This window comes from Thauera phenylacetica B4P, assembly GCF_000310225.1.
Taxonomy (GTDB): domain Bacteria; phylum Pseudomonadota; class Gammaproteobacteria; order Burkholderiales; family Rhodocyclaceae; genus Thauera; species Thauera phenylacetica.
On sequence record NZ_AMXF01000003.1, the window covers coordinates 31,731 to 58,347 of the forward strand.

Annotated in this window: 20 protein-coding genes; 11 read left to right on the forward strand and 9 right to left on the reverse strand. The window is 64.6% G+C overall.

Annotated features, from left to right (window positions below):
• Nucleotides 1–5: 5 nt before the first annotated feature.
• Together C667_RS01475 and C667_RS01480 are read left to right on the forward strand one after the other, a co-directional pair.
• Nucleotides 6–1,346 (forward strand): putative O-glycosylation ligase, exosortase A system-associated, encoded by a 1,341-nt coding sequence (locus tag C667_RS01475; RefSeq protein ID WP_004355687.1) that lies wholly within the window; start codon nt 6–8, stop codon nt 1,344–1,346.
• Nucleotides 1,347–1,353: 7 nt separating this feature from the next.
• A complete protein-coding gene (locus C667_RS01480) occupies nt 1,354–2,319 on the forward strand; it encodes a polysaccharide deacetylase family protein (protein WP_004355691.1) in 966 nt (321 codons plus the stop codon).
• Here C667_RS01480 and C667_RS25445 read toward each other — a convergent pair.
• From C667_RS25445 to C667_RS01500, 4 genes are read right to left on the reverse strand one after another with little or no spacing between them, the layout of a single operon-like run.
• Nucleotides 2,316–3,728, reverse strand: coding sequence for a glycosyltransferase (locus C667_RS25445; RefSeq protein ID WP_157302093.1), 1,413 nt, complete (start codon nt 3,726–3,728; stop codon nt 2,316–2,318). The two genes, C667_RS01480 and C667_RS25445, sit on opposite strands and share 4 nt — an antisense overlap.
• A 36-nt stretch (nt 3,729–3,764) precedes the next feature.
• Nucleotides 3,765–4,955, reverse strand: coding sequence for a glycosyltransferase family 4 protein (locus tag C667_RS01490; RefSeq protein ID WP_004355697.1), 1,191 nt, complete (start codon nt 4,953–4,955; stop codon nt 3,765–3,767).
• Nucleotides 4,956–4,998: 43 nt separating this feature from the next.
• Nucleotides 4,999–6,528, reverse strand: a complete 1,530-nt coding sequence (locus tag C667_RS01495) for a lipopolysaccharide biosynthesis protein (RefSeq protein WP_004355699.1) — start codon at nt 6,526–6,528, stop codon at nt 4,999–5,001.
• Between the two features lie 51 nt (nt 6,529–6,579).
• Complete coding sequence (locus tag C667_RS01500; protein ID WP_245538402.1) at nt 6,580–7,452, reverse strand: GNAT family N-acetyltransferase; 873 nt, start codon at nt 7,450–7,452, stop codon at nt 6,580–6,582.
• Here C667_RS01500 and C667_RS01505 point away from each other — a divergent pair.
• The 8 genes from C667_RS01505 to C667_RS24555 all read left to right on the forward strand — a co-directional run bounded on the left by C667_RS01505 (nt 7,445) and on the right by C667_RS24555 (nt 15,605).
• On the forward strand, nt 7,445–7,693 hold the full coding sequence (locus C667_RS01505) for an acyl carrier protein (protein ID WP_004355703.1): 249 nt from the start codon (nt 7,445–7,447) through the stop codon (nt 7,691–7,693). The genes C667_RS01500 and C667_RS01505 overlap by 8 nt on opposite strands.
• 1 nt (nt 7,694) lies before the next feature.
• A complete protein-coding gene (locus C667_RS01510) occupies nt 7,695–8,522 on the forward strand; it encodes a hydrolase 2, exosortase A system-associated (protein ID WP_039920533.1) in 828 nt (275 codons plus the stop codon).
• Nucleotides 8,519–9,400, forward strand: a complete 882-nt coding sequence (locus C667_RS01515; protein WP_004355708.1) for a hydrolase 1, exosortase A system-associated — start codon at nt 8,519–8,521, stop codon at nt 9,398–9,400. Before C667_RS01510 ends, C667_RS01515 begins: the two co-directional genes overlap by 4 nt.
• On the forward strand, nt 9,397–10,602 hold the full coding sequence (locus C667_RS24250) for a glycosyltransferase family 4 protein (protein ID WP_004355710.1): 1,206 nt from the start codon (nt 9,397–9,399) through the stop codon (nt 10,600–10,602). Before C667_RS01515 ends, C667_RS24250 begins: the two co-directional genes overlap by 4 nt.
• Nucleotides 10,602–11,711 carry a glycosyltransferase family 4 protein gene (locus C667_RS24550; protein WP_083881238.1) on the forward strand — a complete coding sequence of 370 codons (1,110 nt, stop codon included), beginning with the start codon at nt 10,602–10,604 and terminating at the stop codon, nt 11,709–11,711. Before C667_RS24250 ends, C667_RS24550 begins: the two co-directional genes overlap by 1 nt.
• Before the next feature lie 50 nt (nt 11,712–11,761).
• The gene (locus C667_RS01530) at nt 11,762–12,409 is read left to right on the forward strand and encodes a tetratricopeptide repeat protein (protein ID WP_004355715.1); all 648 of its coding nucleotides are present in this window, start codon (nt 11,762–11,764) and stop codon (nt 12,407–12,409) included.
• A gap of 85 nt (nt 12,410–12,494) precedes the next feature.
• On the forward strand, nt 12,495–13,484 hold the full coding sequence (locus C667_RS01535) for an acyltransferase family protein (RefSeq protein WP_004355718.1): 990 nt from the start codon (nt 12,495–12,497) through the stop codon (nt 13,482–13,484).
• Between the two features lie 120 nt (nt 13,485–13,604).
• The gene (locus tag C667_RS24555; protein WP_004355719.1) at nt 13,605–15,605 is read left to right on the forward strand and encodes an acyltransferase family protein; all 2,001 of its coding nucleotides are present in this window, start codon (nt 13,605–13,607) and stop codon (nt 15,603–15,605) included.
• Nucleotides 15,606–15,622: 17 nt separating this feature from the next.
• Here the strand turns inward: C667_RS24555 and C667_RS01540 are convergent, their stop codons facing one another.
• The 5 genes from C667_RS01540 to C667_RS01560 all read right to left on the reverse strand — a co-directional run bounded on the left by C667_RS01540 (nt 15,623) and on the right by C667_RS01560 (nt 23,797).
• Nucleotides 15,623–16,864 carry a pyridoxal-dependent decarboxylase, exosortase A system-associated gene (locus tag C667_RS01540; RefSeq protein WP_004355720.1) on the reverse strand — a complete coding sequence of 414 codons (1,242 nt, stop codon included), beginning with the start codon at nt 16,862–16,864 and terminating at the stop codon, nt 15,623–15,625.
• Between the two features lie 138 nt (nt 16,865–17,002).
• Nucleotides 17,003–18,736, reverse strand: a complete 1,734-nt coding sequence (locus C667_RS01545; protein ID WP_004355722.1) for an asparagine synthetase B family protein — start codon at nt 18,734–18,736, stop codon at nt 17,003–17,005.
• 311 nt (nt 18,737–19,047) lie between these two features.
• On the reverse strand, nt 19,048–20,178 hold the full coding sequence (locus C667_RS01550; RefSeq protein ID WP_039920547.1) for a right-handed parallel beta-helix repeat-containing protein: 1,131 nt from the start codon (nt 20,176–20,178) through the stop codon (nt 19,048–19,050).
• A 68-nt stretch (nt 20,179–20,246) separates the two neighbouring features.
• A complete protein-coding gene (locus C667_RS01555) occupies nt 20,247–22,214 on the reverse strand; it encodes an acyltransferase family protein (protein ID WP_004355726.1) in 1,968 nt (655 codons plus the stop codon).
• A complete protein-coding gene (locus tag C667_RS01560; protein WP_004355728.1) occupies nt 22,211–23,797 on the reverse strand; it encodes an acyl-CoA ligase (AMP-forming), exosortase A system-associated in 1,587 nt (528 codons plus the stop codon). Before C667_RS01560 ends, C667_RS01555 begins: the two co-directional genes overlap by 4 nt.
• 180 nt (nt 23,798–23,977) lie before the next feature.
• Between C667_RS01560 and C667_RS01565 the strand changes: the two genes are divergently transcribed.
• Entirely contained in the window at nt 23,978–26,605 is a 2,628-nt protein-coding gene (locus tag C667_RS01565; protein ID WP_004355730.1) for a heavy metal translocating P-type ATPase, read from the forward strand.
• Nucleotides 26,606–26,617: the final 12 nt, after the last annotated feature.

Here is a 26,617-nt window from a genome sequence, read left to right on the forward strand (position 1 = left end):
TCGCCATGCGTGACTTGATCATTTTGTCGATTGTTGCAGTTGCAGCGGTGCTGGCCTTAAAGCGGCCATGGGTTGGCGTGATGCTGTGGACCTGGCTCAGCATCATGAACCCCCACCGATTCGCCTGGGGGTTCGCCTACTCTGCGCCGCTGGCCGCCATCGCAGCGGGGGCGACCGTACTCGGGCTGCTCATGACGCGCGATCGGCAGAGTCCGTTCCAGGGCGCGCCGATGGCGTGGTTTGCGCTGTTCGCCTGCTGGATGACCGTTTCGTGGCTATTCGGGATGGATCCGGTCGGCGACTATGCTCAGTGGAACAAGGTCATCAAGATCTACTTCATGACTTTCGTTGCCGCGATGCTGGTCATCAATCGGATGCAGATCCTTGCGTTTGCCTGGGTGACAGTCGGATCGATGGCACTGCTCGGGGCAAAGGGTGGGCTATTCACGGTGCTCTCCGGTGGTAACTCCAGGGTCTGGGGGCCACCCGGATCGTTCATCGAAGACAACAACGAGTTTGCGCTGTCGCTGATCATGACTATTCCGCTGCTGCATTTCCTGCAGTTGCAGGTCAAGGCGCTCTGGCTCAAATACGGCTTCACCATGCTCATGATGCTCTGTGCAGCCGCGGCGATCGGTACGCATTCGCGCGGCGGCTTTCTTGCCATCGGAGCGATGTCTGCGATGTTCTGGCTGCGCAGTCGCAAGAAGGCGCTGATCGGGGGCTTCCTGCTTTTTGGTGTCCTGGTCGCGCTACCGATGATGCCCGAGCATTGGTGGACCCGGATGGAGACCATCTCGACCTATCAGGAAGATGCGTCGGCCATGGGGCGCATCAACGCCTGGGGGGTCGCCTGGAATGTCGCCGTACATAATGTCTTCGGTGGCGGCATGAGCTACCAACATCCGATCTTCTTTTTCCTCTATGGCACGTACGAAACTTCCGTGCGGGCCGCACACAGCATCTATTTCCAGGTTCTTGGCAATCACGGATTCGTCGGCCTTTTCCTTTTCCTGGGGATCTGGTTCTCCACTTACCGTACCGCCGGATGGCTGCGCAAGAATGGTCGCGCGCAGGAGCAGAGCGCGTGGACCGCCGACCTTGGCTCGATGATCCAGGTCAGTCTCGTCGGCTATGCGACCGGGGGAGCGTTCCTGAGCCTCTCCTATTTCGATTTGCCATACAACATGATGGTGCTCGCGGTCATGACGCGTGCGTGGGTGGAGCGCCGCGGATGGGAGCGCGATGTCGAGATGCCTTGGCTTCAGTACATCGGTTTGCGGCGTGCGCCCAAACCCGATCCGCAATTCGGCCGGCGTGCCGCACCCGGCCACTCTTCGCCGTGAGCCGTAAATGATTCTCCGCGCCGCCTGCTCCATCCTCTCGCCTGCGGGGCCGAAGGCTCGGCTCAGCATCTTCATCTATCACCGCGTGCTCGAGAACGCCGATCCGCTCTTTCCCGATGAGGTCGACCGCGTGCGGTTCGATCAGTCCATGCGCTGGATCTCGGAGTGGTTCACCGTCCTGCCCCTTGGCGAAGCCGTCACCAGGCTCTCGCAGGGCAATCTGCCCGCGCGTGCGGCCTCGATCACCTTCGATGACGGCTATGCCGACAACTATCTGCACGCCCTCCCCATCCTCCAGCGCCATGGACTGAAGGCGACGTTCTTCATCAGCACCGGATTTCTAGATGGTGGAAGGATGTGGAACGACTCCGTCATCGAATCCGTGCGCAATGCGACGGTGGATCGGATCGATTGCGCGGTGCTCGGGCTGGGCGAGTTGGCCGTCGAGACCGTGGCTGAAAAGCGCGCGGCCCTCGAGCGGATCATCCCCGCGGTCAAGCACCTGCAGCAGGCGGCGCGCGAGGACGCGGTGCAGCACATCATGGGTCGGTGCAGGGCGCGATTGCCCTCGGATCTCATGCTGACCACGGCACAGCTGCGTGCATTGCATGCTGCGGATATGGAAATCGGTGCGCATACGGTTTCGCATCCCATCCTGGCGAATTGCAGCGACGCCGATGCCCTGCGCGAGATGGGCGACAGCCGTGATCAGCTCCAGTCGATTCTGGGGACGCGGGTCGGGCTCTTCGCCTATCCGAACGGAAAGTTTGGTCGCGATTACCGACTCGAACACCGGGAAATGGCCAGGCGACTCGGCTTCGATGCCGCGGTCAGTACCAATTGGGGTGCGAACGCACAGGCTACAGACCCCTTCCAGTTGAATCGCTTCACGCCCTGGGATCGGACGCGCCTTCGCTTCGGCTTGCGCACCCTGAACAATCTTCGTAGTACGCAGACAGGCTCGGCTGGCTAGGCAGGCGTCGAACGGCTGCCTTGCGCCGCGAGTCGATCCAGGACTGCTGCGAGCCGTCTGGTCAGCGCGCCGCGCTCGTACTCACGAATCACCTGCCAGTTGGGCGTGAGGTCCGCATTGTCGGTGGCAAGCAAGTGCCGGATCGCGGACTCGGTCGCCTGGACGTCCCCGAAATCCACCCGCCGCATCGTGCCGGCTTCGCCCAGCAGCCTGGCCTGGATGCTGTCTTCCGCCAGGCAGGCCAGCACCGGCTTGCCGGTGGCCATGTACTCGAAGCTCTTGCCGCTGATCGTATCGCGGTGTTCCGGGGCAAGCGCCATGAACAGGAAGTCCGCCTCGAACTGCGCGCGGACGCAAGCGACATGCGACCGCGGCCCGTGTAACTGGATCAGGTCGGACACCCCCTCGTCGCGGCTTGCCGCGTTCAGCAGTGCCGTGTTTTCCCCGCCATTGCCGATGAAGTCGGCACGCACCTGCGCGGCCAGATCGGGCGAATGTCGGCGCAAGGCGCCGAGTGCGTGGATGAACTGGAGAGGCGATTCGGCCGCATGCATCGAACCCGTCAGCACGAAGCGGCGGATCGAGTGGTCTGTTTCGCCGAGCGAGGCGCGTACCGCGTCCGTTTCTTCTGCGTCGTAGCCATTGGTCAGCACGACAATCTTGGACTCGATCTCCGCGCCGTATCGTTGGACGAAGGTTGCTACCCACGCGGGTGATGCGAGCAGCAACACGTCACATTCGCGCACGACGGCAGCCTCGAGCCGTTTGTCCATCCATGCGTGTAGCTGGCTGACAGGTTCCCGGAACGGCCGCCCCACCCACAGGTCACGGAAGTCGGCCACCCAGGGCAAGCCCGTACCGCGTTTGATCGTCAAGCCCGAGACGTGCCCGGAGTAGCTTGGTGCGCTTGTCAGCAGTACATCGTGGGGCCGGGGGATGTCGAGGTCGATGACCGCGCGGGCCGCCGCATCTGCCCAAGGTCGCAGAGTGTCCGGGTGGTATGAACGGTATCGAAGCCAGGTCTTTACCGCCCGGGACGCAACTTCACGCGGTAGGCGTTGCAGTGCGGTGGTGCTCCATTGGAGCTGGACCTCGGCGATCGGGTTACCCGATGACTCCGGAGACTGGGGAAGGCGCTCCTGCCCCATGTCCGACGGCCCCACTCCGGTATTCCGCCGGCGTTTGGCGAACAGGTCGGGGTCTTCGATCCGGACGATGTCTGCCGTTGCGGGAATGGTCGAATAATCCCTGCTATCGATTGTTTCGAGATCGGCGAGTGCACGCGTGACGACAGTCGTCTTCCAGCCGCAATGTGCCAGGTGACGCACGAAGCTGATGATTCGTTGGGTGTTGGTGCCCACCAGCGGAGGGAAATCCGATGCGATGACAAGGAGCTTATTTTTCGTCATGGGTCTTCAGACGAGGCCTGTCCGGGGGCGCAAAAATCATGGAGTGGGCGAGCCGGTCCATGCTCGCATCAGACCGTCGACCTGACGCGCCAAACTGAGGTGTTCGACCACATGAACCCGACCTTTTCGCCCCATCGACCGCGCGAGGTCCGAGTTCTTCAGCAGCAGGGCGACGCGGTCGGCCAGCGCGGCAGGATCTTCGGCGTCCACTAGAAACCCGGTTTCTCCTTCGAGCACGAACTCGGGCACTCCACGGACTCGCGTTCCAACCACCGGGGTTTCGGTCGCCATGGCTTCGAAATAGCTGACTGGAGCAGCCTCGGAGGTGCTGCCCAATGCGAAGACGCAGGACTGACGCAACTCGGTGAGCACGGAACGTGCATCCTGCATGCCGAGAAAGTGCACTTGACCGCTCAGTCCGCGTTTCTGAACCATGGACTCGAGTTGTGCTCTGAGAGGTCCGTCGCCGATCATCCTCCATTCGAATTGAACCCCTGCGTTCCTCAGCCGTTCGGCAGCCTCCACAAGGTAAATGTGTCCCTTCTCTGGCGAGAGACGAGCGACAGTGACGATCCTTCCCGGTATGCGGCGCAGGGTTTCGGGTCCAGTGCTGAAGAACTCGGTATCGATACCGCAGGTCACGACATCCACCTTGCCAACCGGTATACCGAACTCGTCTTGCAAGTAGTTGCGATTGAAGCTCGATACGGTGATCACGCGTTGCGCAAGTGTGCAAAGCTTCCGAAGTGCCTGCAAGGGGCGAAGAAAGATGTCCGAACCATGTAGCGTGACCGTGAAAGGCTTTCGGACGACGTTGCAGGCCAGAGCGGCATACTCCAAGGCGGGGCCGCCAAAGTGGACGTGTACACGCTGGCATGGACTACGTCGGAGCGCCGCGATCAGCGGAAACGCATGGCGCAGAATCCAAGTGTAGTGCCCACCGAGCTGGAGGGCGGTTCTCCATGCATGCAGAAGTCCGACCGGGTTGTGCAGCACGGTTGCGCCGAGAGCCCGGAGTTGTCTTTGGCGGCTCGTGTCGTCGAGATAGGTGACGCGCGGTAACAAGGATGCGACGCCAGGATGAAGAACGGTGGTGATGTCGGGGCGGGCCATGGAAACGATGTGCACTTCCACGCCGCGTCTGACGAGTTCGAGGAGCTCGTTCGTAATGAAGGTTTCGGAGGCGGCGGGGAATGCGTCCAGTACGTAGCAGACGGTTTCCTTCATTCGTGCGTCCTGTAGGTGTGCTTCGGGCGTGGCAGGTCATCATTTATCGGAGGGGCGATCCCGGGCCCTCGGGGGGTGATCGGCGTCCGACAATCCGGCGGGCGATCTCACGAAACTCCCTGAATAGCGGCGGCGCGATGAAGGCCAGGGCGAGCGCATACAACGTGGCGCCGATCATTACTTCCAGGAGCAGGGACACGAGTGGTGGCGCGGATAGAAGCTCGTCGGGAAGGGCGCGCAACGCGGCGAACATCAGAGCGCTGGCGGTCGTGGCAGGGAAAAGCTGCTTGAGGAAGTCGAGCAGGCTCAATTCGACCAGGCGTAATGCCAGGTGCGCCGATATGGCCGACAGGAACTGTACAGCCAGCATCGCCCATGCGACTCCGGTCAGGCCCCATTGAGATCCCGTGACCAGCGCGACGATGGTTACAGGGAGCATGGCAAGCGAGATCTTGAATGCAAGGTGTGGATTGTCCGTCGCATAAAAGATGTTTGCGGTCAGACTGAAGATCGACCGTGCGGCACCGCCGATCGCAAGAATCTCGAGCAGCGGGATCACCGGCAGCCACTGGTTTCCGTAAAGGACTTGCACGAGGCCGTCGGAAACTGCGGCCAGACCGACGCCCAGAGGAATGGTAATGGCCGAAAGCAGTCGCAGGCTTTTCAGCACGCCGTACTGCATGGCCGACAGATCGTCCTGCAGCCTAGAATATGCAGGGAACAGCACGCGTTGCAGAGGCGCTGACAGGCGGTTGCGCAGTTCTTCGGGAAGGGAGAACGCCGTCTGATAGTAGCCGAGCGCTTCCGGGCCAAAGCGGCGACCGACGATCATGTAGTCGAGATTCGACATCAAGTAATTGACGATACCCCCACCGAGATAGCTTCCGGATGTGCGGGCATACGCTGAGAGAAGCCTGCGGTTGAAGCGCAGGCGCGGCACGAAGGGCACGATTGCGCAGGCCAGGAGGAGCGTCGTGGCCTGACCGATCAGCGCGGCGAAGACGAGGCTCCACACTCCGAAACCGGACACGGCGAGGACGATGCTGGCGGTCAGGCGAACGATCAGGGAACCGGCCTGCACCACGAAGTCTTCCCTGAATCGCATCGTCCGGCTAAGCAATGCCAGATGAACGGTCGAGAGCCCGGCAAGGATGAAGGAGAGGCTCGACACTGCGATGATGGTCTGCACCTGCGGCGTCTCGAAGATCGCAGCAGCGATGAACGAGGCGACCAGCACCAGCAGGCACAGCGCCGTGTCGATCGCCATCGTGATCCAGAACGCGGTGTCCATGTCCAGCCGACGCAAGGCTTTGCGCTGGATCAGGATGCCACCGATGCCGATGTTCCCGAGTAGGGCGGCGAATTCGGTGACGAGTGCCGACATCGCGATGAGGCCGAAATCTTCCGGCGTGAGCAGGCGTGCAAGGATCGCCGTCGATGCGATCGTAAGGACGATGCGCAAGCCGACGTTGGTGAAGGTCCACGCAGCACCGATCGCGACTTTGCTGCCCAGTCCGGCGAGGTCGGGGCGGAGGCACTCCAGCAGGATGCGCTTGTCGGCAAATCGGATCATGGCCGGGGAAGGTCTGGTAGCGTGGAAAGCAATGTGGCAGGGGAAGCGATGTCAGTCATCCGAGGGGGCCCTTACCGGAAGTTGCGGGCGCATATCGTCGTTCCAGCCCAGGTGCACGAAGGGTGGCGTGGTGAACAACGAGAGCTGGACCCTTCCGGTCACGATGAAGGTCGCGCTCGCGAGCTTGCGGATGCCCAGGCGCTGGTGCGCGGCGAGTGACACGGGGTTGAATGCGGAGATCCGCGACAGGCTCCAGCGTACGCCCTGGGCCGTGAGGTAGGCGTTGGCGGCGTCCCACAGGCGCGCGAACGTGCGGCCGACACGAAAATCCGGCTCGACATAGACGTCGTAGTCCCACACGCAGCGCTCCGGGGGGTGGAGATCGAACCGGCAGCGCACCTCGTCCTCCTCGTATTGGCGGTGCGAGATCCATAGGAAGCCGGCAAAGCGGCCCTTGCTCTCGGCGACGAAGCAAAGCCCACCGTCGTCGAAACGTCTCGCCAAGACGGTCTTGGGCCGAGGGAACTGCGCGACGGCCGCGTCCTCACGGCCGATCATGCGGACGGGATTGCTCGGGGAGGGGCGAAGTGCGTGCGCGGGAGCGCTGGCGACGGGCTGTGCGACGATGTAGTAGCGGATGAGGCGACAGCGCCCCCGGCTGATCCGGGCGAGCAGGTTTGCGAAGAGGTAGAGACTGGCTTCGAACGCTCCGAGCTCGGCGAAGGTCCGCTTCAGGCGTTGTAGAGGCATGGCGATCCGGGGGCAGTCGCGCTTCGTCTTTCCTGTCCGTATCGGCAGGCCAAGTCTCATGCGCAGCAGTTCGAAGGGCAACGCGCCATATAATACCGGCCGAATCCGTGGGGGCATCGTAGAATCCTCCTCGTTTCGACCCAACAAAATGCCGCAGGAGATGGATTTGGACATCAGGAAGGAAGTGCTCGCGATCATCGACGAGGTTCTCAGCCTCGGGGGGCGGGCGAACGACTTCGAGCTCGATACCCCGTTGCTCGGTGCTCTGCCGGAACTCGATTCGATGGCGGTCGTCGGCCTGATCAACATGATCGAGGAGCGTTTCGGTTTCGTCATCGAAGACGACGAGATCGATGGTGCCGCCTTCGCCTCGGTCGGCACCGTGGTCGAGTTCGTGGAAGCCAAGCTGGGCTGACATGGCGCTGCCTGCCCGGGAGGCCTTTTTTCTCGAAGCCCCCCTGGGCGGGCGTTTCTGTCTGTTGACAAGGGCGCAGGGGCCGGTCCGGGGCACCATCCTCCATGTGCCTGCCTTCGCCGAGGAGCAGAACAAGTCTCGGCGCATGGTCGCGCTGGCAGCGCAGGCGTTTGCGGCCCGCGGCTGGACCGTCCTGCAACTCGACCTCCTGGGCTGTGGTGACAGCGCTGGCGAGTTGGTCGATGCGAGCTGGTCGCAATGGGTCGAGGATGTCGGTCTGGGACATGCTTTCCTGAGTGCGCGCGGCAGCGGCCCGGTGGTGTTGTGGACACATCGTGCCGGCAGCCTGCTTGCTGCCGATTGGCTGAAGCTTGCCGGCGCGCGTCTCCCGTTGCTGCTGTGGCAGCCGGTGACCAATGGCCGCCAGCACCTGTCGCAGTTCCTGCGCCTCAAGGCTGCGAGCGAGATGCTCTCGGACGCCGATGCGAAGACCGCGCTTGCGCGCGCACGCGTTGCCCTGCATGCGGGCGAGGTGGTCGAGGTTGCGGGTTACGAACTGTCGCCCGAACTGGCCAACGGCATGGAGGCGTCCAGCTTCGAGCTCCCGGCATCCGGTGGGTACGCGGTAGCGATGCTGGAGGTCGATGGAAGCGGACGCACTGCGCCCCCGCCGGCACTTGCCGCGCTGCGGGCGCGGCTCGAAGCGCAGGGCGCGACCGTGTCGCTCGAGAAGGTCACGGGGCCGGCGTTCTGGCAGACGCAGGAGATCGAGCTCGCGCCCGAGCTGATCGAGCGGTCCTGTCATGTGCTCGAGGTTCTGGGGCGATGAGCTTTGCCGAGCTTGCCTGCGTTTTCCCCTGCGGCGAGACCGAGTTGGTCGGTGTCCTGGCGCTACCACACGAACCGACCGGCTCGGTCGGGGTGCTGGTGATCGTTGGAGGTCCGCAATACCGCGTAGGCAGCCACCGGCAGTTCCTCCAGCTATCTCGCAGGCTCGCCGCGGCTGGCGTGCCTGTGATGCGTTTCGACTATCGAGGGATGGGCGACGCAGGCGGCGAGGTGGTCGATTTCGAGCACACCGGACCGGACATCGCGGCAGCGACCGAGGCCTTCATGCGCGCCGCGCCGTCGGTGCGTCATCTTGTCTTGTGGGGACTGTGCGATGGCGCGAGCGCCGCTGCCATGTACCTGCCTCAGGACAGCCGGATAGCTGGAGTCGCGCTGCTGAACCCTTGGGTGCGCACGCTTGCGTCGCAGGAGCGGGCCGAGGTTACGCACTACTACGCGCGTCGGTTTCGAGACCCCGCCTTCTGGCGCAAGCTCGTTCGTGGAGGTGTGGCGGTGGGCCCGGCGATAGCCGATTTCGCCGCCAAGGCCTGGCGGATGATGAAGTCTCGTACGTCACCCCTGGAGCAAACCGCCCTCTCCGCGGCTGCTCCTGCTGATTTTCGTGAGCGGATGTCCGTTGCGCTTGCGGCATTCCAAGGGCGCTCCCTTGTCATGCTGAGCGGTCGTGACCTGGTTGCCGCCGAGTTTCGCGATCACCTCCGGCAGACCCCGCTGCTGCTCGCCTGGTCTGCGGATCCTCGTACAACCGTGCTCGACTTTCCGCAGGCCGACCATACTTTTTCCAGCCGTGCGCAAAAGCGTGCTGTCGAGGATGCGATGCTGTCCTGGCTGGCGGATCTCGAGGAGACCTTGCGTTGAGAGTTCTCGTCTTGTGCGATCGCTATCCCGACTCCTATCAGGACGGCCTGCTGCTACGCGTATTGCACCTGGCACGCTGGATCGGTGTGCGCCATGATCTCGACCTGATCGCCTATCACGATGGCGAGCGGTCTCCGGAGCATGAGGAGTTTTTCAGACGGGTGTGGACCGTTCCCCGTCCGCGGGCGAAGGCCGCACCGGGATGGCTGGCACCGTTCACCGGGTGGGCCGTGCGGGATTTTTACCCGCCCAGCGTTGAACTCTGCGACTTGCTCGAGTGTGAGCTGCGCGCGGACGAATACGACCTCGTCTGGGACGCGGGTGCATCGATCTTCCAGCAACTCCCTTCAGGCTGGGACCACGTTCCGGTCGTCGCCGACCTGGTCGACGACATGGTGCTCACGAGCCGCCGGGCCTTGCTTGCGACGAAGGGATTTTCCGCGCGCCTGCGGCAGCTCAAGTACCTGAGCCTCTACTACCGATTCGAGCGCTACGTGATGCGCCGTGCAGCAGTTTGCGTGGTCGTGTCCGAGGAGGATGCGGAGAGCTTTCGGCGGGTTTCGCCGACCGTGCCGGTGAGCGTGGTGCAGAACGGCGTGGATCTCGATTACTTTGCGCCATCCGATCGGCCGCAGATTCCCGGGCGTTTGGTGTTCGAAGGCAGCATGGCGTTCGGGCCCAATCAGCTCGCCGCGATCCATCTGGTCACGGAGGTCATGCCCCTGGTGTGGGCGCAGCGCCCCGACGCCACCGTGACCCTGGTCGGCCGTGATCCGTCGGCCGAGATCCTGGCCCTGCGCAGCGATCGCGTGCAGGTGACGGGGTCGGTGCCCGATGTGCGTCCGTATGTCCAGGAGGCGGAGGTCTTCGTGTGTCCGCTGCTGTCGGGTGCAGGAATCAAGAACAAGCTGCTGCAGGCGTGGGCGATGGGGAAGGCCGTGGTGGCGACAACCGTCAGCGTCGGTGGCCTGAAGGTACTGCAAGGTCGCAACGTGATCGTGGCGAATGCTGCCCGGGAAATGGCAGACGCCGTGCTCGACCTGCTCGCCAATCCGTTGAAACGGCAACTGCTCGGGGACGAGGGCCGGCAGACCGTCGCTGCGGAGTACTCGTGGGCGGGCCGTGCAGCCAGCTTTGAAGGCTTGTTGATGCAGGCGGCGAATGCAGGGCAGGCCGGCGGTCGTTTGACGGGGAAGGTCTGATGCTTGTCGGCGTCGATGCGACCAGCCTCCTTTGCGCGCAACCGCGTGGCGAGGGACGTTCGCTGTTTCGGTTGTATGCCGAAATGGCAAGGCTACGCCCCGACTTTTCATTCCTGCTTTTTGGGCAGGGCGCCTCGGCTGTAAGTGATTTGTGGCAAGGGATTCCGCGCGCCACGGTGTCTTTTTTCGATCTGCCGGGATACCGCTGGAACACTTGGGAAAATCTCGGCTTGCCGTGGCACGCCTGGCGTGCTGGCTGCGATGTGCTGCATTGCGCCAGCAGCGGCGCGCCGATGTTTTCGGCCGTGCCTGTCGTGATGACGGTCCATGATCTCATCCCCCTAAGAGGCGATGATGGGCAGTCCCTTGGCGAAAAGGCGTTCTTCCGGCGACGGCTGGCCAACGGAATGCGGGTGGCGTCAGCGGTAGTAACCGTATCCGCGAATACCCGCTCCGATCTCGAGGCTGCGTTTCCCGGAGGTGGCGCGCCGGTGGAGGTCATTCACTGGGGGTGCGATATCGTTCCACCGGGAAGCGTTCGGCCGCTGGACGCGGAATATGTGCTAGCCCTTGGGGGTGGGGCGCCGCGCAAAAATGTGTCCGGGACTTTGCGCGCTTTCGCTACCATCGCCGAGCGCTATCCTGATTTGAAGCTGGTCGTACTCGGCATGGGCCGCGCAGACCTGTCGCATGAACTCACCGCGCAGGCAGAGACCATGGGGCTGGCTGGGCGGCTCGTGGTTCCAGGGTTCGTCTCCGATTCGGAGCTTCCTGCCTGGTTCGAACATGCGGCGTGCTTGTGCTACCTGTCGCTCTACGAGGGCTTCGGTCTTCCTTTGCTTGAAGCCATGAGCTTCGGCGTCCCGGTCGTGGCCTCGTCCACTTCCTCCATCCCGGAGGTCGTCGGGGATGCGGGACTGCTCGTGGATCCGCTGGATGCAACAGCAGCCGGGGCTGCGATCGACCGAGTCCTTCGGGACAGGGAGTTTCGACGCCAGCTCGGGGACGCAGCTCGGATGAGGGCAGTGGATTTCCCCTGGCACGTTGCGGCGGATAGGATGGCAAAGATACTGATCGCGGCCGCGAAGTCGCGTCGGTCATTGGCCTGACCTCGCCGCATCGCGGTCTGGTCGTTTGCGGTGGATTTGGAGAGTTGATTATGCAAGGGCGTAGCGTTTTCTTTTCCCTACTGTGCGTCTGCCTTCTGTACGTGACGCCCGCTGCAGCGGAACTGTACTGTCCGGGTTCGCCGTTCAAGAACGGCCCTGAGGATCCGGGGGTCGGGCCGTATGATTACTACGATGTGCAGGCGCAGCGGCAGTATTTGTCTGTCGTGGAAACCCATCACTTCACGCCCTCGGTAGAGAGCTTGAGGAGGGGCTCGACCGGCTCGGTCGGACAGGACCTGAGCTATACGTTGAATTCTTTCCCGAATCACCCCCGCGCCTTGATTGCAATGATGAACGTTGCGCTGAGTCGAGATCAGGGACTGAGAGGGGGGATGACCCGGAGCCCGGAATGCTTCCTCGATCGAGCGATCAAGTTCCGCCCCAAGGATGCCAGGGCGCGTGAGATCTACGGAGTCTATTTATACAAGAAGGGAAGTTACGCCGAAGCGAGGAAGCAGTTCGATGTGGCGCTCTCGGAGGGCTACGATGAACCGATGTTCCACTACAACTTCGGCCTCCTTCTCGTCAAGCTCAAGGATTGGGACGCTGCATTGATTCATGCCCGCAAGGCGTACCAGGCTGGTGTCTCCTTTCCCGGACTCCGGCGTCAATTGCAGGAGGCAGGGCGGTGGAGGTAGTCGATAGCCTTCACGGTTCATCACGCCGGGTCGAGGCTTGAAAATGGCTCCAATCGGCGGCGTCGGGGATCCTGAATCAAGCAGGATGCGCTACCTCGACGGGTGGCGTGGCCTCGCCATCCTCTTGGTTCTGGAGGGGCACTTCCTGAGCATTTTGCCGCTGAACACCGGGCGCCTCGGCGTCGATGTCTTCTTCTGCCTTTCCGGGTTCCTGATGAGTGGCCTGCTTTTCATCAAGCAGCAGCCGTTAAGCATTTTCTACAAGCGTCGAATAAGCCGGGTATTCCCGGTTTTTTTATTTTTTGTCGTTTCGATCTATAGCGTTGCCGAGATTTCTGGAGCCGACTTCTCATCAGCAGAGTTTTTTGCGACGCTAGCGTTCCTCCGCACTTACCTTCCGCTGGAAATCGGTATCTGGCAAGGCAATGTTCCGATTGGCCATCTCTGGTCGTTGAATGTAGAGGAGCATGCCTATTTGCTGATGAGCCTGGTGACGCTGTTGCCTTGGGCTCGGGGCAGGGAAGGGTGGGTGTTGCTCTCGAGCGGCACGCTCTGCATCCTGATCGGATTGGCTTATGTCCGGCTCGGCCCCTTGGCCCCGCACTCTGGCGACCTTGGCACGGAGGTCGCCGCCTCGCACTTGTTCATTGCGGCGGGATACCGACTGGTACGGGAGCACTATCGCTGGACGGTCTCGTCTTGGTTGCCACTCCTTTCGACGTTCGCCGCAGCCTGCCTATATTCGGATATCGCGCCATGGTGGGCGCCCCGGCTGCTGTCCCCGTATCTGCTCGCCTTTGCCGTCAATCACCTCGTGGACGCCCACGTCGCGGTGCGAGCACTGCTATCTTCGCGATTGATGACATCTTTTGGCATCTGGTCTTTTTCTATCTACGTCTGGCAACAGCCTTTTTTCGTGCTGCGAGCCGAGTTCATCGGCGGTTCAGCGGGGGCGTTCGTGGTGGCGATGGGCGTGGCGCTCGCGTCGTATTACTTCCTTGAAGACCCCTGCCGAAGATGGCTCAATGCTCGATGGACTCAAGGGCGCACGGCGGAGGGGGCGCGATCTGGATGAGACTGCTCGATGTTATTTGTGATGCACGTGAATTTTTCTTCAAATTCTGCCTCGGCCGATTTTGATCCTGAATATTTTCGATTGTTTGAAAACTAACGCGGCAAAGAGCTCGAAGAATAAATGGAATACAGGCGAGAGATTGACGGGCTGAGAGCCCTTGCTGTGCTTCCTGTAATATTTTTTCATGCCGGTTATGAGTCTTTTAGCGGTGGGTTTGTTGGTGTCGATGTCTTCTTCGTGATCAGTGGCTATCTGATCACGAAGATCATTCTTTCCGATCTCGAGCATGGTCGGTTCTCCATCGTCGGGTTTTACGAGAGGCGTGCGAGGCGGATTCTTCCCGCGTTGTTTTTCGTGATGCTTGTCTGCCTTCCGTTTGCCTGGCGCTGGTTGTTGCCGGGAGATATGAAGGACTTTTCGCAAAGCCTCGTTGCGGTAGTTGCTTTTTCATCGAATTTGCTATTCTGGAAAGAAAGCGGCTACTTTGATGTCGCTGCCGAGCTCAAGCCTCTTCTGCACACATGGAGTTTGGCTGTCGAAGAGCAATATTATCTCTTCTTTCCTGTTTTCCTGATGCTTGCATGGAGAATCGGGAAAGGTCCGATTTTATTGATCATGGGGCTTCTTACCCTTGGCAGCCTGGTTTTGGCAGAGTGGGGCGTGCGATCCGATCCCGCTCTGGCGTTTTATCTTCTACCCACTCGCGGTTGGGAGCTGTTGGTTGGGGCCTTTGTCGCTTTTTACCTCAGCTCGAAGGCTGGTGTCGCCCCGCGGCGAGATGTTGCGGAAGCTGGCGGCTTGCTCGGTTTTCTGTTGCTCGTTTACAGCGTTTTCACGTTTGACGAAGCCACCCCTTTTCCAGGTCTCAGTGCGCTTGTACCAACGGCAGGCACTGCGCTCGTCATTCTTTGCTCATCGCCCGCCACCGCCGTTGGACGTTGGTTGGGGTCGGAGGTCGCTGTAGGTATTGGGCTGATCAGCTATAGCGCCTATTTGTGGCATCAACCTCTGTTTGCTTTTTTGCGGCACAGGAGTCTCACCGAGCCGAGCGGATCACTTTTTTTTGCAATGGCCTTGACGTCGTTGTTTCTTGCCTATCTTACATGGCGATTCGTCGAGACGCCTTTTCGAAACAAGGCAAAAACGAGTCGAAGTCTGATATTTGGAGGCGCCTCGGCCGGGTTGGCTTTTTTTGGCCTTGTCGGCGTGATTGGCCACGTTACAGATGGCTATTTCGGTCGAAACCCGGACGATGCCGCGTTGTTGATACAGAAGACGGCCCGGGAGACAGGGAGGAGCAAGGAATGCTGGGAAAAATTGCGGGAAAGCGGATCCCTCGAGGGCGCTTGTGTGCTGGGAGACGATTCGAAGCCCCTTACTTTTGCCCTGTTTGGGGATAGCCACGCCGCGACACTCGCTAACCAGATGGATCTACACGCGAGAAGAAGCGGGGTTTCGGGATACGATTTCACCTACATCGCCTGCTCTCCGATCCGACACGGCTCGGATGCAAAGAATGACGCGAATTCAAGGGTTTGTTCGGACTTGCGGCGTGATTTTTTCGATCGGCTCGAGAGAGGGGGATTGCCGAGAACAATAGTCGTTTTTGCTCGGTGGACATTAAGGGTCGAGCGATCGAGGTTCGATAACGGCGAAGGTGGAGTTGAGCTTGGAGAGGACGATCCCTGGATTGTTCCGGGCTATCTCGCAACCGGATACGTGGAGACACTGGGTGAAAGCATCAAGAGTTCGGTAATGGAAATGATCGCGGCAGGGCATCGGGTCGTGCTTGTCTATCCGGCGCCCGAGATGGGTTGGAGCGTTCCGCTGCAGTTGGTCCGTGCGGTGCAATACCGTGGCGTCTTGAACGATCATGACGCATCGGTGTCGCTGGATGTTTTCCGAGAACGGAACAAGAGAACCTACCGAATTCTCGACGAGATCGGTGAGCATGAAGGTTTGGTGAGGGTGAGACCGGCCGAATTTTTTTGCGATACGTACGTCAGAGAGCGTTGTGTAGGAAACGTTTCTGGCTTGCCGCTATATTACGACGACGACCATCTTTCGAATTTTGGTGCGGGATTTGTCGTCGGCGAGATCATGAAGCATGTCTTGCGATGATGAACGCTCGGTGGCGCTCACACCAGCACCTCCACCACCCCCGGATGCCCCAGAAAGCGCTGCGGACTCGCCGTCGCGCCGTAGGCGCCGGACTGGTAGATCGCCACCAGGTCGCCGGGCTCGGCGGCGGGCAGGCTCATGCGGTCGGCGAGCAGGTCGAGCGGGGTGCATAGCGGGCCGACGACCGAGACGGCCTCCGTCGTGGCGGCATCCATGCGGTTGGCGATCGCGGCGGGGTAGTTCTTGCGGATGACCTGGCCGAAGTTGCCGGAAGCGGACAGGTGGTGGTGCAGGCCGCCGTCGGTGACCAGGTAGGTGAGGCCGCGCGAGACCTTCTTGTCGAGCACGCGGGCGATGTAGAGGCCGGCTTCGCCGACGAAGTAGCGCCCGAGCTCGATGACGATCTCGGCCTGCGGCAGCGCGGTCTTCGCTTGTTCGACGATGTCGGCGAGGTTGGCGCCGATGGGCGCGAGGTCGAGCGGCTGTTCGCCGGGGAAGTAGGGGATGCCGAAGCCGCCGCCGAGGTTGAGGAAGCGGACCGGCGAGGGCGCGTGTTCCGCCAGGCGGCAGGCGAGCGCGAAGCTCTTCTGCTGGGCCTCGACGATGGATTCGGGCTTGAGGTTCTGCGAGCCGGCGAAGAGGTGGAAGCCCTCGAAGGCCAGCCCGGCGCGGCCGATCTCCGCGAGCAGCTCGGGCACCTGCTCGGCATCGACGCCGAACTGCTTGGGCCCGCCGCCCATCTTCATGCCCGAGGACTTGAGCTCAAAGTCGGGATTGACGCGTACCGCCACCCGCGCCGGCAGCCCGAGCGCCTGCTGTGCCGCGGCCAGGATCGGCACCTCGCGGAAGGATTCGACGTTGACCAGGATGCCGGCGGCCACCGCCTGGTGCAGCTCGGCCTCGGTCTTGCCGGGGCCGGCGAAGCTGATCTCCTGCGGATCGGCGCCGGCGTTGAGCGCGACCAGCAGCTCGCCCGCCGAGGCCACGTCGATGCCGTCGACCAGGCGCGCCATGTGGCACACCAGCGCCGGCATGGGGTTGGCCTTCATCGCGTAGTGCAGCTTGACCGCGGCGGGCAGGGCCGCGCGCAGCTGTGCTACGCGCGCATCGAGCAGGCTACGGTCGTAGGCGTAGAAGGGGGTGTGGCCGACCCGCGCCGCGATGCGGCTGATCGGCTGGGCGTTGACCAGCAGCTCGCCGCCTGCGCTGCGGAACTGCGACATCGGGGTGTGGGTGGGGGCTTGGCGGGGTTCGGTCATGGTGGATTCGGGTGTTCGTGATCGAAGCGGAAGGGACGAGACGAGTTCAGGCCACTTGCCGGCGTGTGCGGCATCCCGCCGGCCGGCGCTGGGCGCAGGTCACCGTCTTGGGCGAGCCTGGGGCGGCACAAGGATGGATCAGTCGATGCTGATTCCATCACAGTGCGCGCGCATCCAGAACTCCATCATCATCAGGATCCACAACATCTCGCCGTAGTAGCCGGGGTGCGCGGGGAGGTGGACCGAGAGCAGCTCGTCGATGAAGCCCGGGCGCACGATGCCGCGCTGGCGGAAGCTGCCGAGCGCGTCGGCGGCGAGCGCCTTGAGGCCGGCGTGCTGGCAGGCCCACACGCCGAAGGGCAGGCCGAAGCCGTGCTTTTTCTTGGCGATGATCTCGTCGGGCAGGAAGCCGCGCAGCGCCTCCTTGAAGAACCAGCGCAGGGTCAGGCGCTTGAGCTTCCACTCCGGTGGCAGCGTGGTGGAGAAGTCGGTGAGCTCGTCCGACAGCAGCGGGAAGGCCACCTCGACACCGGCGAGGCCGGTGGTGCCGATGACCTTGGGCAGGTCGTTGTCGGCGAGGGTGTATTTCCAGTCGTAGTTGAGCATCAGGTTGATGTGCGAGCGCGCGTTGGTCGCGTGCCACACCTCGCGCTGCTCGACGTTTGGGCGGCCGGTGTCGACGCGGGCGAGGAAGCCGGGCTCGAACACCGAGTCCATGCCAAGGCGCACCAGCATGTTGTACATGTGGATGCGGTCGGGCATGGGCACGCGCGCCTGCTCGACGTAGCTCTGTCCCTTGCGCGTGACCGGGAGGCGGTCCATGCCGGGCAGTGCCAGCGCGGGCTCGAGCAGGCCGCGGCGCAGCGCGCCGGGCACGCTGTCGTACCAGCCGAACACGCGCTGCTTGGCGTAGCGGCTGTTGCCGCCGAAGAGCTCGTCGCCGCCGTCGCCGGCGAGAATGCGCTCGACGCCGTCCTCGCGTGCGCGCGTGGCGCAGATCCAGCCCGGCAGCGCCGAGGAGTTGCCGAAGGGCTGGTCGTAATGGGTGGCGACCTTGGGGATGCCGTCGACCAGGTCGGCGGGGGTGACGTAGTACTCGCGATGATCGGCGCCGAAGCGCTTGGCGGCGAGGCGGGCGTACTCCATCTCGTCATAGCCGCTGGCGTCGAAGCCGATGGAGAAGGCGCGCGCCGGCTGGCCGAGCACCTTGCACAGCATGCCGGTGACGGTCGAGCTGTCGGTGCCGCCGGAGAGGAAGCAGCCCACGCTGGCGCCCTCGGCCTCGCGGCGCACGCCGTCCTCGACGATCTGCAGGAAGCGCGCCTTGGACGGCTCGAGATCGGGCGAGCCGTGCTCGTCGAACTGCGGGTTCCACCAGCGCCGGCATTCGGCCTGGCCGTCGCGCCACTTCAGCAGGTGGCCGTGGGGCAGGCGCACGATGCCCTCGAAGATGGTCGTCGGCGCCGGGATCATGTGGAAGAAGAGGTACTCGAACACCGCCTGCGGGGCGACCCTGCGCTCGACGCCGGGGACGGTGTCGGCGCGGTCGGAGAAGTGCAGCCGGCCGTCGCGCGCGGCATAGCAGATCGGCCAGGTGCCGAAGCGGTCGGTGGCGAGCAGCGCCTCGCGCCCGTCGTCGGCCACCATCACCACGCAGAAGCGCCCGGCAGCCTGGTGCACCGCGTCGTCGCCGAAACGCGCGAAGGCCTGTGCCCAGGCAGCTGCCGCGCCCTGGGCGGTGTTGATCTGCTGCAGCGCCGCGTCGTGAAAGCGCGGGCGCCCAAGGACGATGCTGACGCGTCCGCCCTCCTGGAAGGAGCTCACCTCGGGCCGATACGCCAGCGCTCCGGCAGGAAACTGCAGACGGGCCATCTGTCCGGGCAGGGAGGCGGCGGCCTCCGACGAGCCGAGAACACCACAAAAACGTTCGCGCACGAGTCTCTCCATCGGCTGCCTTCCGGCGCCGCATTGCATTGAACCGCCCGGATGATGCCCCATGCTGCGTGGAATGTCAGTGAACTGTGGCGCAGTGCCGAGTCTCCGGGCGTGATCATGTCCCGCCGCTGGCGACTCCCGCAGGAGTGCGTCCGTGGGAGCGGGCTCGCCCGCGAAAACTCCGTGCCCGATCGCCGCATTCGCGGGCAAGCTCGCTCCCACGATGTCGTCTGCGGCGAGGTTGCCGTTCAGTAGCCTAGCTGCACGGCGCCGGGCAGCCAGCTGTCGGGCGGGGTGATCGGTCGGGTGCCGATCGGCAGCGCGAACTCGCCCTCGGGCTGCAAAGAAACACCGCGCGCGCTGCCCGCGGGCGAGGTGAATCGGCGCAGCAGGCTGGCGCCGAGCGGGCGGAAGTCGAGGGTCTCGGGGTCCTCCAGCCCTCCCGGCGGGAGGGGCAGGTTGCCGCGGAATTCCCCGGTGTTGGCCAGCGTCAGGCTGCCCAGGCCGACGCTGAGGTTGTTGATGCCGACGATCCCGGTGCCCTCGGGAAGGCGGTCGGGCCAGGTGCGCAGGAACAGGGTGCCGGTGTGGCGATCGCTGAGCAGGGTGTTGTGGGCGAGGTAGAGCGCGCTCTCGGGCCAGGCGTTGCCCTCGGCACCATAGGCGACCATCACCGGGTTCTGCGTGGCGGCGGATTGGCCGACGATGTTGCCCACGACGAAGGCGAGCCCGCCGTTGGGCAGCTCGAGCTCGTACGAGGCTTCGCCTTGCGGCCCGTCATAGAGCAGGTTGTAGCGGATGTCGTTGTAGCTTGCGCGCGACTTGAGCAGGTGGCCGCGGTAGCCCTGATGGAAGCGGCTGCCGCTGATCTCGAAGCGGGCGATGCGGCCGACGTAGAGCAGGTGGGGCAGCGACTCCTCTTGCTTCGGAGCTTGCGCGAAGAGGCTGTCGCGCACGAAGAGCTCGGACTCGGCGAAATTTGCGGTGAGGATGCCGGCCTGGTTGTCGATGAAGACGCTGTTGCGAACCTCGAGCCGGCCACGCTCGAAGCGGATCCCCGCGCCGTTGTAATCTGCGGCCCGGGCGCCGCGGAACTCGATGTTGTCGATGAGGAAGTTGCCGTCGGCGATCACCCAGATCGCCTTGCCCTGCTCGATCCTGCCGTCGGCAATCAGCACCGGGCGGTCGCCGACACCGCGGATCGTGAGTTGCTTCTGGCGCCAGGTGGCGACGTCGCCGCGGTATTCGCCGGGGAGGATCTCGACGATGTCGCCGTCGCGTGCCGCTTTCGCTGCGTCGGCGATGCGGGCGTACTCCTGTCCCGAGCCGACCCGCAGAACATCCGCACCAGCCGGTTGCGCCAGGAGTGCGGTGAGCATCAGGCCGAGTCGCGCTGCATGTTTGCGCAAACGGTCCCGTCGGTCGATCAACATTTTGCTTGCCTCATTCAGCGCGCGAGACGTTCGACTTGATCGAACAGCGCCAGCCGTGTCCCCAGCAGTGCGGAGCCTGGATCGGATAGATGGGCGCTGTCCCGATACAGAGGGGTTCCTTCCAGCGTCGTCCGGCACTTCGTGCCGTCGCAAAGCAAAGCGTCGAATCGGATCACGCTCACATTCCCTTCGTTTTCGATGCGATTCAGGAAGGCGAGGACCCGTGATCGCCTCTCCCGGTAATCCTTCTCGTCAATGATGCAGTCTTGTGGAGCGCCGAGAATCAGCTTCTCCTCCTGCAGACGTTCCAGGCAAGCGCCGACGTTGAAACCGGACGATGGCGGCGGGGCAATGATGATGACCTTGAGCCCGAGCGTCCGAATCTGCGCGATCGTTCCTGCAAGATGCTTCAGCGCGAGGTCCGGGTCCGGGTGCGTTTGTACGTAAAGGGAGTCGGACTTGACCAACACGTCGAAAAGCTCCCCGTCCAGATAGCCCCGGAATGGGCTGGACAGAACCACCGTCCGGATCGTCGAGGCGGTCTTCAGGTACTCGAGGACCGCATCGTTGAAGTCGATACAGGTACGTGCCCATGCAGCATCGTAGCCTTTGCGCGAGTTCCGCTCCACAGGGGCGATGCCCGCAAGCGGGCCGCATGCGCTTCTCGTCACCTGCAGCAGACTGGCTTGCGCTCCCGAGCGCAGGGCGGCGATGACATGCATCGCGAACGAGTCTCCCCATACCAGGACCTCGGGATCTGTCGAGGTCATGCATGCCGGGCGCACCTGGAAGTGGCTTAGCTCGCAACCGGGGGCGAGCCCGAACTGCGTCTCACGGAAGGTGCCGGAAGGTACCTCGGAGGCGAAGGCCCGCACAAGCCCCAACGGAAGGATCGCCAGCGCGAGCGAAACGATCGCGACCTGGCGCAAGTGCGACCATGAGAAGGCGATCCTGGCCCTTCGCATGGGCTCCTCGACGAGTCTGTGCAGCAGCCACGCGATTGGAAAGGAGGCTGCCATTGCTGCCAGTCCCAGTTCCAGGGGAAGTTCTCCCGCCGTTTCGCCGACCCATGCGTTGTTCATGAAGGCGAAGATTGGCCAATGAACGAGATAGAGCGAGTAGGAGAGGTCTCCGATACGAGCGAGACTCCGTAACGGCTTCGACGTGTTGCGCGCCAATCGACCATCGAGGATGACGACAACGGTAGCGATGCAGATCAGTAGAGCGGGGAGTCCAGGATGTCTGCCGCCGACCGCGACGAAGGGCAGCGAGATCAGGAGCACGAGGCTTGGCCAGAACAGGCGCCCGGCGACAGTCCGCACCTGCGGTTGTGCGATCAGGAAGGCGCCGAGGGAGCCGATGGCGAGTTCCCACGCCCGGGTCGGCAGCAGGTAGAAGGTCGCGATGGGCTTCCACTGGATCAGCGCCAAGCACAGGCCGAGGCTGGCGATTGCGATCAGGATGGTTGCCCGCAGCCAAAGGTGTCGCGGGATCAGGACGAGCGTTGCCGGCAGCAGGAAGTAATACTGTTCCTCCAGTGAGAGCGACCAGACGTGCAGGAGGGGCTTGAGTTCCGCCGCGCCCTCGAAGTAACCGCTCTGCTGCCAAAGCACGATGTTCGCGCTGAAACTCAGGGCGCCAGCGACTTGCGCCGTGAGGTCGCGCAACTCGCTGGTGCCCAAAATGAATGGCGCGCAGAGAATCGTGATCAGGAAGGTTACGTACGCCGCCGGCAGCAGTCTTTTCGCGCGCCGGAAATAGAAGTCGCGAAAGGTGAATGTGCCCTGCTCGATGCCGGCCTTGACCAGTCCCGTGATCAGGAAGCCCGAGATCACGAAGAAGATATCGACGCCGAGGAAGCCCGACGCTGGCGCCCCTAGCCGTGCGTGATAGACGACCACGAGGAGAACCGCCAAGCCCCGCAGGGCCTGGATATCCGCACGGTTCTTGTCTTGACCGGCAACGCAGGCGGATGCGCTCACTCCACAATCTCGCTCGCCAGCGTCTTGCGGTCGATCTTGCCGTTGGGGTTGCGCGGCAGCGGGCCTTCGCGCACCTCGATGCGGCCGGGCACCATGTAGGCCGGCATGCGCGCGCGGCACTCGGCGAGCAGCGCGGCGGTGTCGAGCGTGCCGCCGGCGGGCGCGGTGGCGATGACGACGATGCTCTGGCCGAGGGTGTCGTGGGCGACGCCGAAGGCGGCGCACTCGCCGACCAGGCGGGTGGCGTAGAGGATCTCCTCCACCTCGGTGGGGCTGACGCGGTAGCCCGAGGTCTTGATCATCTCGTCGCGGCGGCCGATGAAGTAGAGGTAGCCCTCCTCGTCGCGACGCACGGTGTCGCCCGAGAACACCGCGATCTCGGGCAGCACCAGCCCGCTCTGGCGGCCCGGCGCCCTGGCGGGCAGGGGCTTGAAGCGCTCGGCGGTCTTCTCCGGGTCGTTCCAGTAGCCCATGGCCACGAGCGCGCCGCGCTGCACCAGCTCGCCCGGTTCGTTGGGCGCGCATTCGCTGCCGTCCTCGCGCAGCACCATGATCTCGGCGTTGGGGATGGCCTTGCCGATGGAGTCGGGGCGCACGTCGGCCTGCTCGGGCGGCAGGAAGGTGGCGCGGAAGGCCTCGGTGAGGCCGTACATCAGGAAGGGCCGGGTCTTGGGCAGCATGCCGCGCAGCGTGGTGAGCGTCTCCAGCGGCATGCGCCCGCCGGTGTTGGCGATGTAGCGCAGGTGCTCGGTGACGGTTTCGGGCCACTGCAGCTGCGAGAGCTGGATCCACAGCGGCGGCACCGCGGTGAGGCCGGTGACCTTCTCCTTCTCCACGGCCTTCAGCACGTCGCGCGGCATCAGGTAGTTGAGCAGCACCACGCGCGCGCCGGAGTGGAAGGCGGTGCTGAGCTGCGAGAAGCCGGCGTCGAAGGACAGCGGCAGGGCGGCGAGCAGGGTGTCGCCGGGGTGGTTGCCGAGGTACTGGGCGACGCTCTTGCCGCCGGCCACCATGTTGCGATGCGACAGTACCACCCCCTTCGGCCGCCCGGTGCTGCCGGACGTATACAGGATGGCGGCCATGTCGGTGTCGATGATGCGGTGGCCGGCTGCGGGCGGCGCGGCGCACAGCTCGTCCCAGCGCAGCACGCTCGCGCCGGGCAGTTCGGGCAGGGTCTCGACCTTGCCGGTGAGCACGACGTGGCGCAGGTCGTGGCACTGCGCAAGGGTGTCGCGCAGGGCGGCGAAGCGCTCGGGCGAGGTCACCAGCACGCGTACGTTGCAGTCCTGCAGGATGTAGCCGACCTGCTCGGGCTTGAGGATCGGGTTCACCGGCACGAACACGCCGCCCGCGGCGCTGGCGCCGAAGAAGGCGGTGACCGTCTCGGGGCGCTTGTCGAGGTAGATGCCGACGCGTTCGCCGCGCTCGAGCCCGAGGGCGAGCAGTCCGGCGGCGAACGCGGACAGCGCGGCGTCGAGCTCGGCATAGCTTTGCGTGGCGCCGCCGAAGCTCAGCGCGGGGGCTTGGGGCGCGCGCGCGGCGGAGGCGGCGATCAGGTGGTGCAGCAGCGTGGTGTGGTTCATGGCGGCCGGTGGCGATGCTGGAGAGACGCGCGGGGCGCGGGGTTTGCGGATCGCGCCAAGGTTAGCGCCCCTGCATGGGGGCCACAACGGCAAAGCGTCACGGGCAGATGCGCGTTGCGGGTTGACCTTCCAATGTTGGCAAGGTTTACAGTGTGAGGCATTCATCGCATTTTTGAACGGATGCTCGCCATGAACGCTCCCGTCGCCCAGGGCGCCCCCGCCCGCAGCCTGCGCATCGCGGGCATGAACTGCGCCTCCTGCGTCGCCCACGTCGAAAAGGCCTTGCTCAAGGTCGAGGGCGTGCAGGCGGCCAGCGTCAACCTCGCCACCGAGACCGCCACCGTCGCCGCGCGGGCCACGGTGCCGCTGTCGGCGCTGATCGCCGCGGTCGAGAAGGCCGGCTACGCGGTGCGGCGCGAGGCGCTCGAGCTCGACATCGAGGGCATGAGCTGCGCCGCCTGCGTGGGCCGCGTCGAGAAGGTGCTGCAGCGCGTGCCCGGGGTGGTTTCCGCCAATGTGAACCTGGCCTCGCGCCGCGCCCACGTCGAGCTGGCGGGTGGCGTGCCGACCGCGGCCCTGGTGGCGGCGGTGCAGAAGGCGGGCTTCGGCGCCAAGCCGGCGGCGGAGGTGAGCGAGGGCGCGCGCGAGGCCGACGCCGCGGCCGAGGAGGCGGCGCTGCGGCGCGCGGTGTGGATCGCGGTGGCGCTGACGCTGCCGGTGTTCGTGCTCGAGATGGGTTCGCACCTGATCCCGGGCATGCACGACTGGGTGATGGCCACGATCGGCCATCGCGAGAGCTGGCTGCTGCAGTTCGTGCTTACCAGCGCGGTGATGTTCGGGCCGGGGCTGCGCTTCTTCCGCAAGGGCGTGCCCTCCCTGCTGCGCGGCGCGCCCGACATGAACGCGCTGGTGGCGGTGGGCACCTCGGCGGCCTGGGGCTATTCGGTGGTGGCGCTGTTCGCGCCCGGGCTGCTGCCGGCGGGCACGGTCAATGTGTATTTCGAGGCCGCGGCGGTGATCATCACGCTGATCCTGATCGGGCGCCTGCTCGAGGCGCGCGCGCGCGGCAAGACCAGCGACGCGATCCGCCGCCTGATGCGCATCCAGCCGCGCACCGCGCGGGTGCGCCGGGGTGGGTCGACAGGCGTCGAGGTGGTGGAGATTCCGATCGCCGAGGTGGCGGTGGGCGACGTGGTGGAGGTGCGCCCGGGCGAGAAGGTGGCGGTGGATGGAGAGGTGGTCGAGGGGGCTTCGTTTGTCGACGAGTCGATGATCACCGGCGAGCCGGTGCCGGTGGAGAAGCGTGCCGGCGCGACCGTGGTCGGCGGCACGCTCAACACCCGCGGCGCCTTCGCCTTCCGCGCCACGCGGGTGGGGGCGGACACCGTGCTCGCGCAGATCATCCGCATGGTCGAGGCGGCGCAGGGCGCCAAGCTCCCGATCCAGGCCAGGGTGGACAAGGTCACCATGGTCTTCGTGCCGGTGGTGATGGGGCTGGCGGCGCTCGCCTTCCTGGCCTGGCTGCTGTTCGGCGCGGTCTGGCTGCCGGCGGAGGTGCCGGTGCTCAGCTTCGCGCTGGTCAACGCGGTGGCGGTGCTGATCGTCGCCTGCCCGTGCGCGATGGGGCTGGCGACGCCGACCTCGATCATGGTCGCCACCGGGCGCGCGGCGCAGATGGGCGTGCTGTTCCGCAAGGGCGACGCGCTGCAGTTGCTGCGCGACGCGGCGGTGGTGGCGGTGGACAAGACCGGCACGCTCACTGTGGGCAAGCCGCAGCTCACCGACCTGATTGTGGCCGAGGGCTTCGCGCGCGCCGAGGTGCTGGCGCGGGTGGCGGCGGTCGAGCGCGCCTCCGAGCATCCGATCGCCGAGGCCATCGTCGCCGCGGCGCGCGCCGAGGGGCTGGAGATCGCCGCCGCCGAGGGCTTCGCGGCCGAGGCCGGCTACGGCGTGCGCGCGACGGTGGGCGGGCAGCGCGTCGAGGTCGGCGCCGACCGCCTGATGCGCCGGCTGGGGCTGGAGCCCGGCGTGTTCGCCGACACCGCGGTCCGCCTCGCCGACGAGGGCAAGTCGCCGCTCTACGCCGCGGTCGACGGCCGCCTCGCCGCCATCCTCGCGGTGGCCGACCCGCTCAAGCCGACCTCGGTTGCGGCGGTGAAGGCGCTGCACGCGCTGGGCCTGAAGGTGGCGATGATCACCGGCGACAACGAGGGCACCGCACGCGCGATCGCGCGCCAGGCCGGGATCGACGAGGTGATCGCCGAGGTGCTGCCCGACGGCAAGGTGGCGGCGCTAAGGCGGCTGGCGGAAGGCGGCGGCTTCGATGGGGCTTCGACCGCCGCAGTCCAGTCGATGTCCGGGGTTGCCAGCGTGGCCAGTTCCGCCGCGGCGTCGGGAGCGGCGGAACCGTCGAGAGTTGGCATCCGGCGCCGCGTCGCCTTCGTCGGCGACGGCATCAACGACGCGCCCGCGCTCGCCGAGGCCGACGTCGGCATCGCGATCGGCACCGGCACCGACGTGGCGATCGAGAGCGCCGACGTGGTGCTGATGTCGGGCGACCTGATGGGCGTGCCGCGCGCGATCGCGCTGTCGCGCGCCACCATGCGCAACATCGGCCAGAACCTGTTCTGGGCCTTCGCCTACAACAGCGCGCTGATCCCGCTCGCCGCGGGGGTCTTCTACCCGGCCTTCGGGCTGTTGCTGTCGCCGGTCTTCGCCGCGGCGGCGATGTCGATGTCGAGCGTGTTCGTGCTCGGCAACGCGCTGCGTCTGCGCCGGTTTGGCGCCGAGGCGCCGGCGGCGGGCTGAGGAAGGGCGAGC

Excerpts from the sequence above, each read along its gene's own strand:
- C667_RS01475 (WP_004355687.1), top strand. The coding sequence starts at position 6 with ATGCGTGACTTGATCATTTTGTCGATTGTTGCAGTTGCAGCGGTGCTG.
- C667_RS01480 (WP_004355691.1), top strand. The coding sequence starts at position 1,354 with ATGATTCTCCGCGCCGCCTGCTCCATCCTCTCGCCTGCGGGGCCGAAG.
- C667_RS25445 (WP_157302093.1), bottom strand. The coding sequence starts at position 3,728 with ATGACGAAAAATAAGCTCCTTGTCATCGCATCGGATTTCCCTCCGCTG.
- C667_RS01490 (WP_004355697.1), bottom strand. The coding sequence starts at position 4,955 with ATGAAGGAAACCGTCTGCTACGTACTGGACGCATTCCCCGCCGCCTCC.
- C667_RS01495 (WP_004355699.1), bottom strand. The coding sequence starts at position 6,528 with ATGATCCGATTTGCCGACAAGCGCATCCTGCTGGAGTGCCTCCGCCCC.
- C667_RS01500 (WP_245538402.1), bottom strand. The coding sequence starts at position 7,452 with ATGTCCAAATCCATCTCCTGCGGCATTTTGTTGGGTCGAAACGAGGAG.
- C667_RS01510 (WP_039920533.1), top strand. The coding sequence starts at position 7,695 with ATGGCGCTGCCTGCCCGGGAGGCCTTTTTTCTCGAAGCCCCCCTGGGC.
- C667_RS01515 (WP_004355708.1), top strand. The coding sequence starts at position 8,519 with ATGAGCTTTGCCGAGCTTGCCTGCGTTTTCCCCTGCGGCGAGACCGAG.
- C667_RS24550 (WP_083881238.1), top strand. The coding sequence starts at position 10,602 with ATGCTTGTCGGCGTCGATGCGACCAGCCTCCTTTGCGCGCAACCGCGT.
- C667_RS01530 (WP_004355715.1), top strand. The coding sequence starts at position 11,762 with ATGCAAGGGCGTAGCGTTTTCTTTTCCCTACTGTGCGTCTGCCTTCTG.
- C667_RS01535 (WP_004355718.1), top strand. The coding sequence starts at position 12,495 with ATGCGCTACCTCGACGGGTGGCGTGGCCTCGCCATCCTCTTGGTTCTG.
- C667_RS24555 (WP_004355719.1), top strand. The coding sequence starts at position 13,605 with ATGGAATACAGGCGAGAGATTGACGGGCTGAGAGCCCTTGCTGTGCTT.
- C667_RS01540 (WP_004355720.1), bottom strand. The coding sequence starts at position 16,864 with ATGACCGAACCCCGCCAAGCCCCCACCCACACCCCGATGTCGCAGTTC.
- C667_RS01545 (WP_004355722.1), bottom strand. The coding sequence starts at position 18,736 with ATGGCCCGTCTGCAGTTTCCTGCCGGAGCGCTGGCGTATCGGCCCGAG.
- C667_RS01550 (WP_039920547.1), bottom strand. The coding sequence starts at position 20,178 with ATGCTCACCGCACTCCTGGCGCAACCGGCTGGTGCGGATGTTCTGCGG.
- C667_RS01560 (WP_004355728.1), bottom strand. The coding sequence starts at position 23,797 with ATGAACCACACCACGCTGCTGCACCACCTGATCGCCGCCTCCGCCGCG.
- C667_RS01565 (WP_004355730.1), top strand. The coding sequence starts at position 23,978 with ATGCTCGCCATGAACGCTCCCGTCGCCCAGGGCGCCCCCGCCCGCAGC.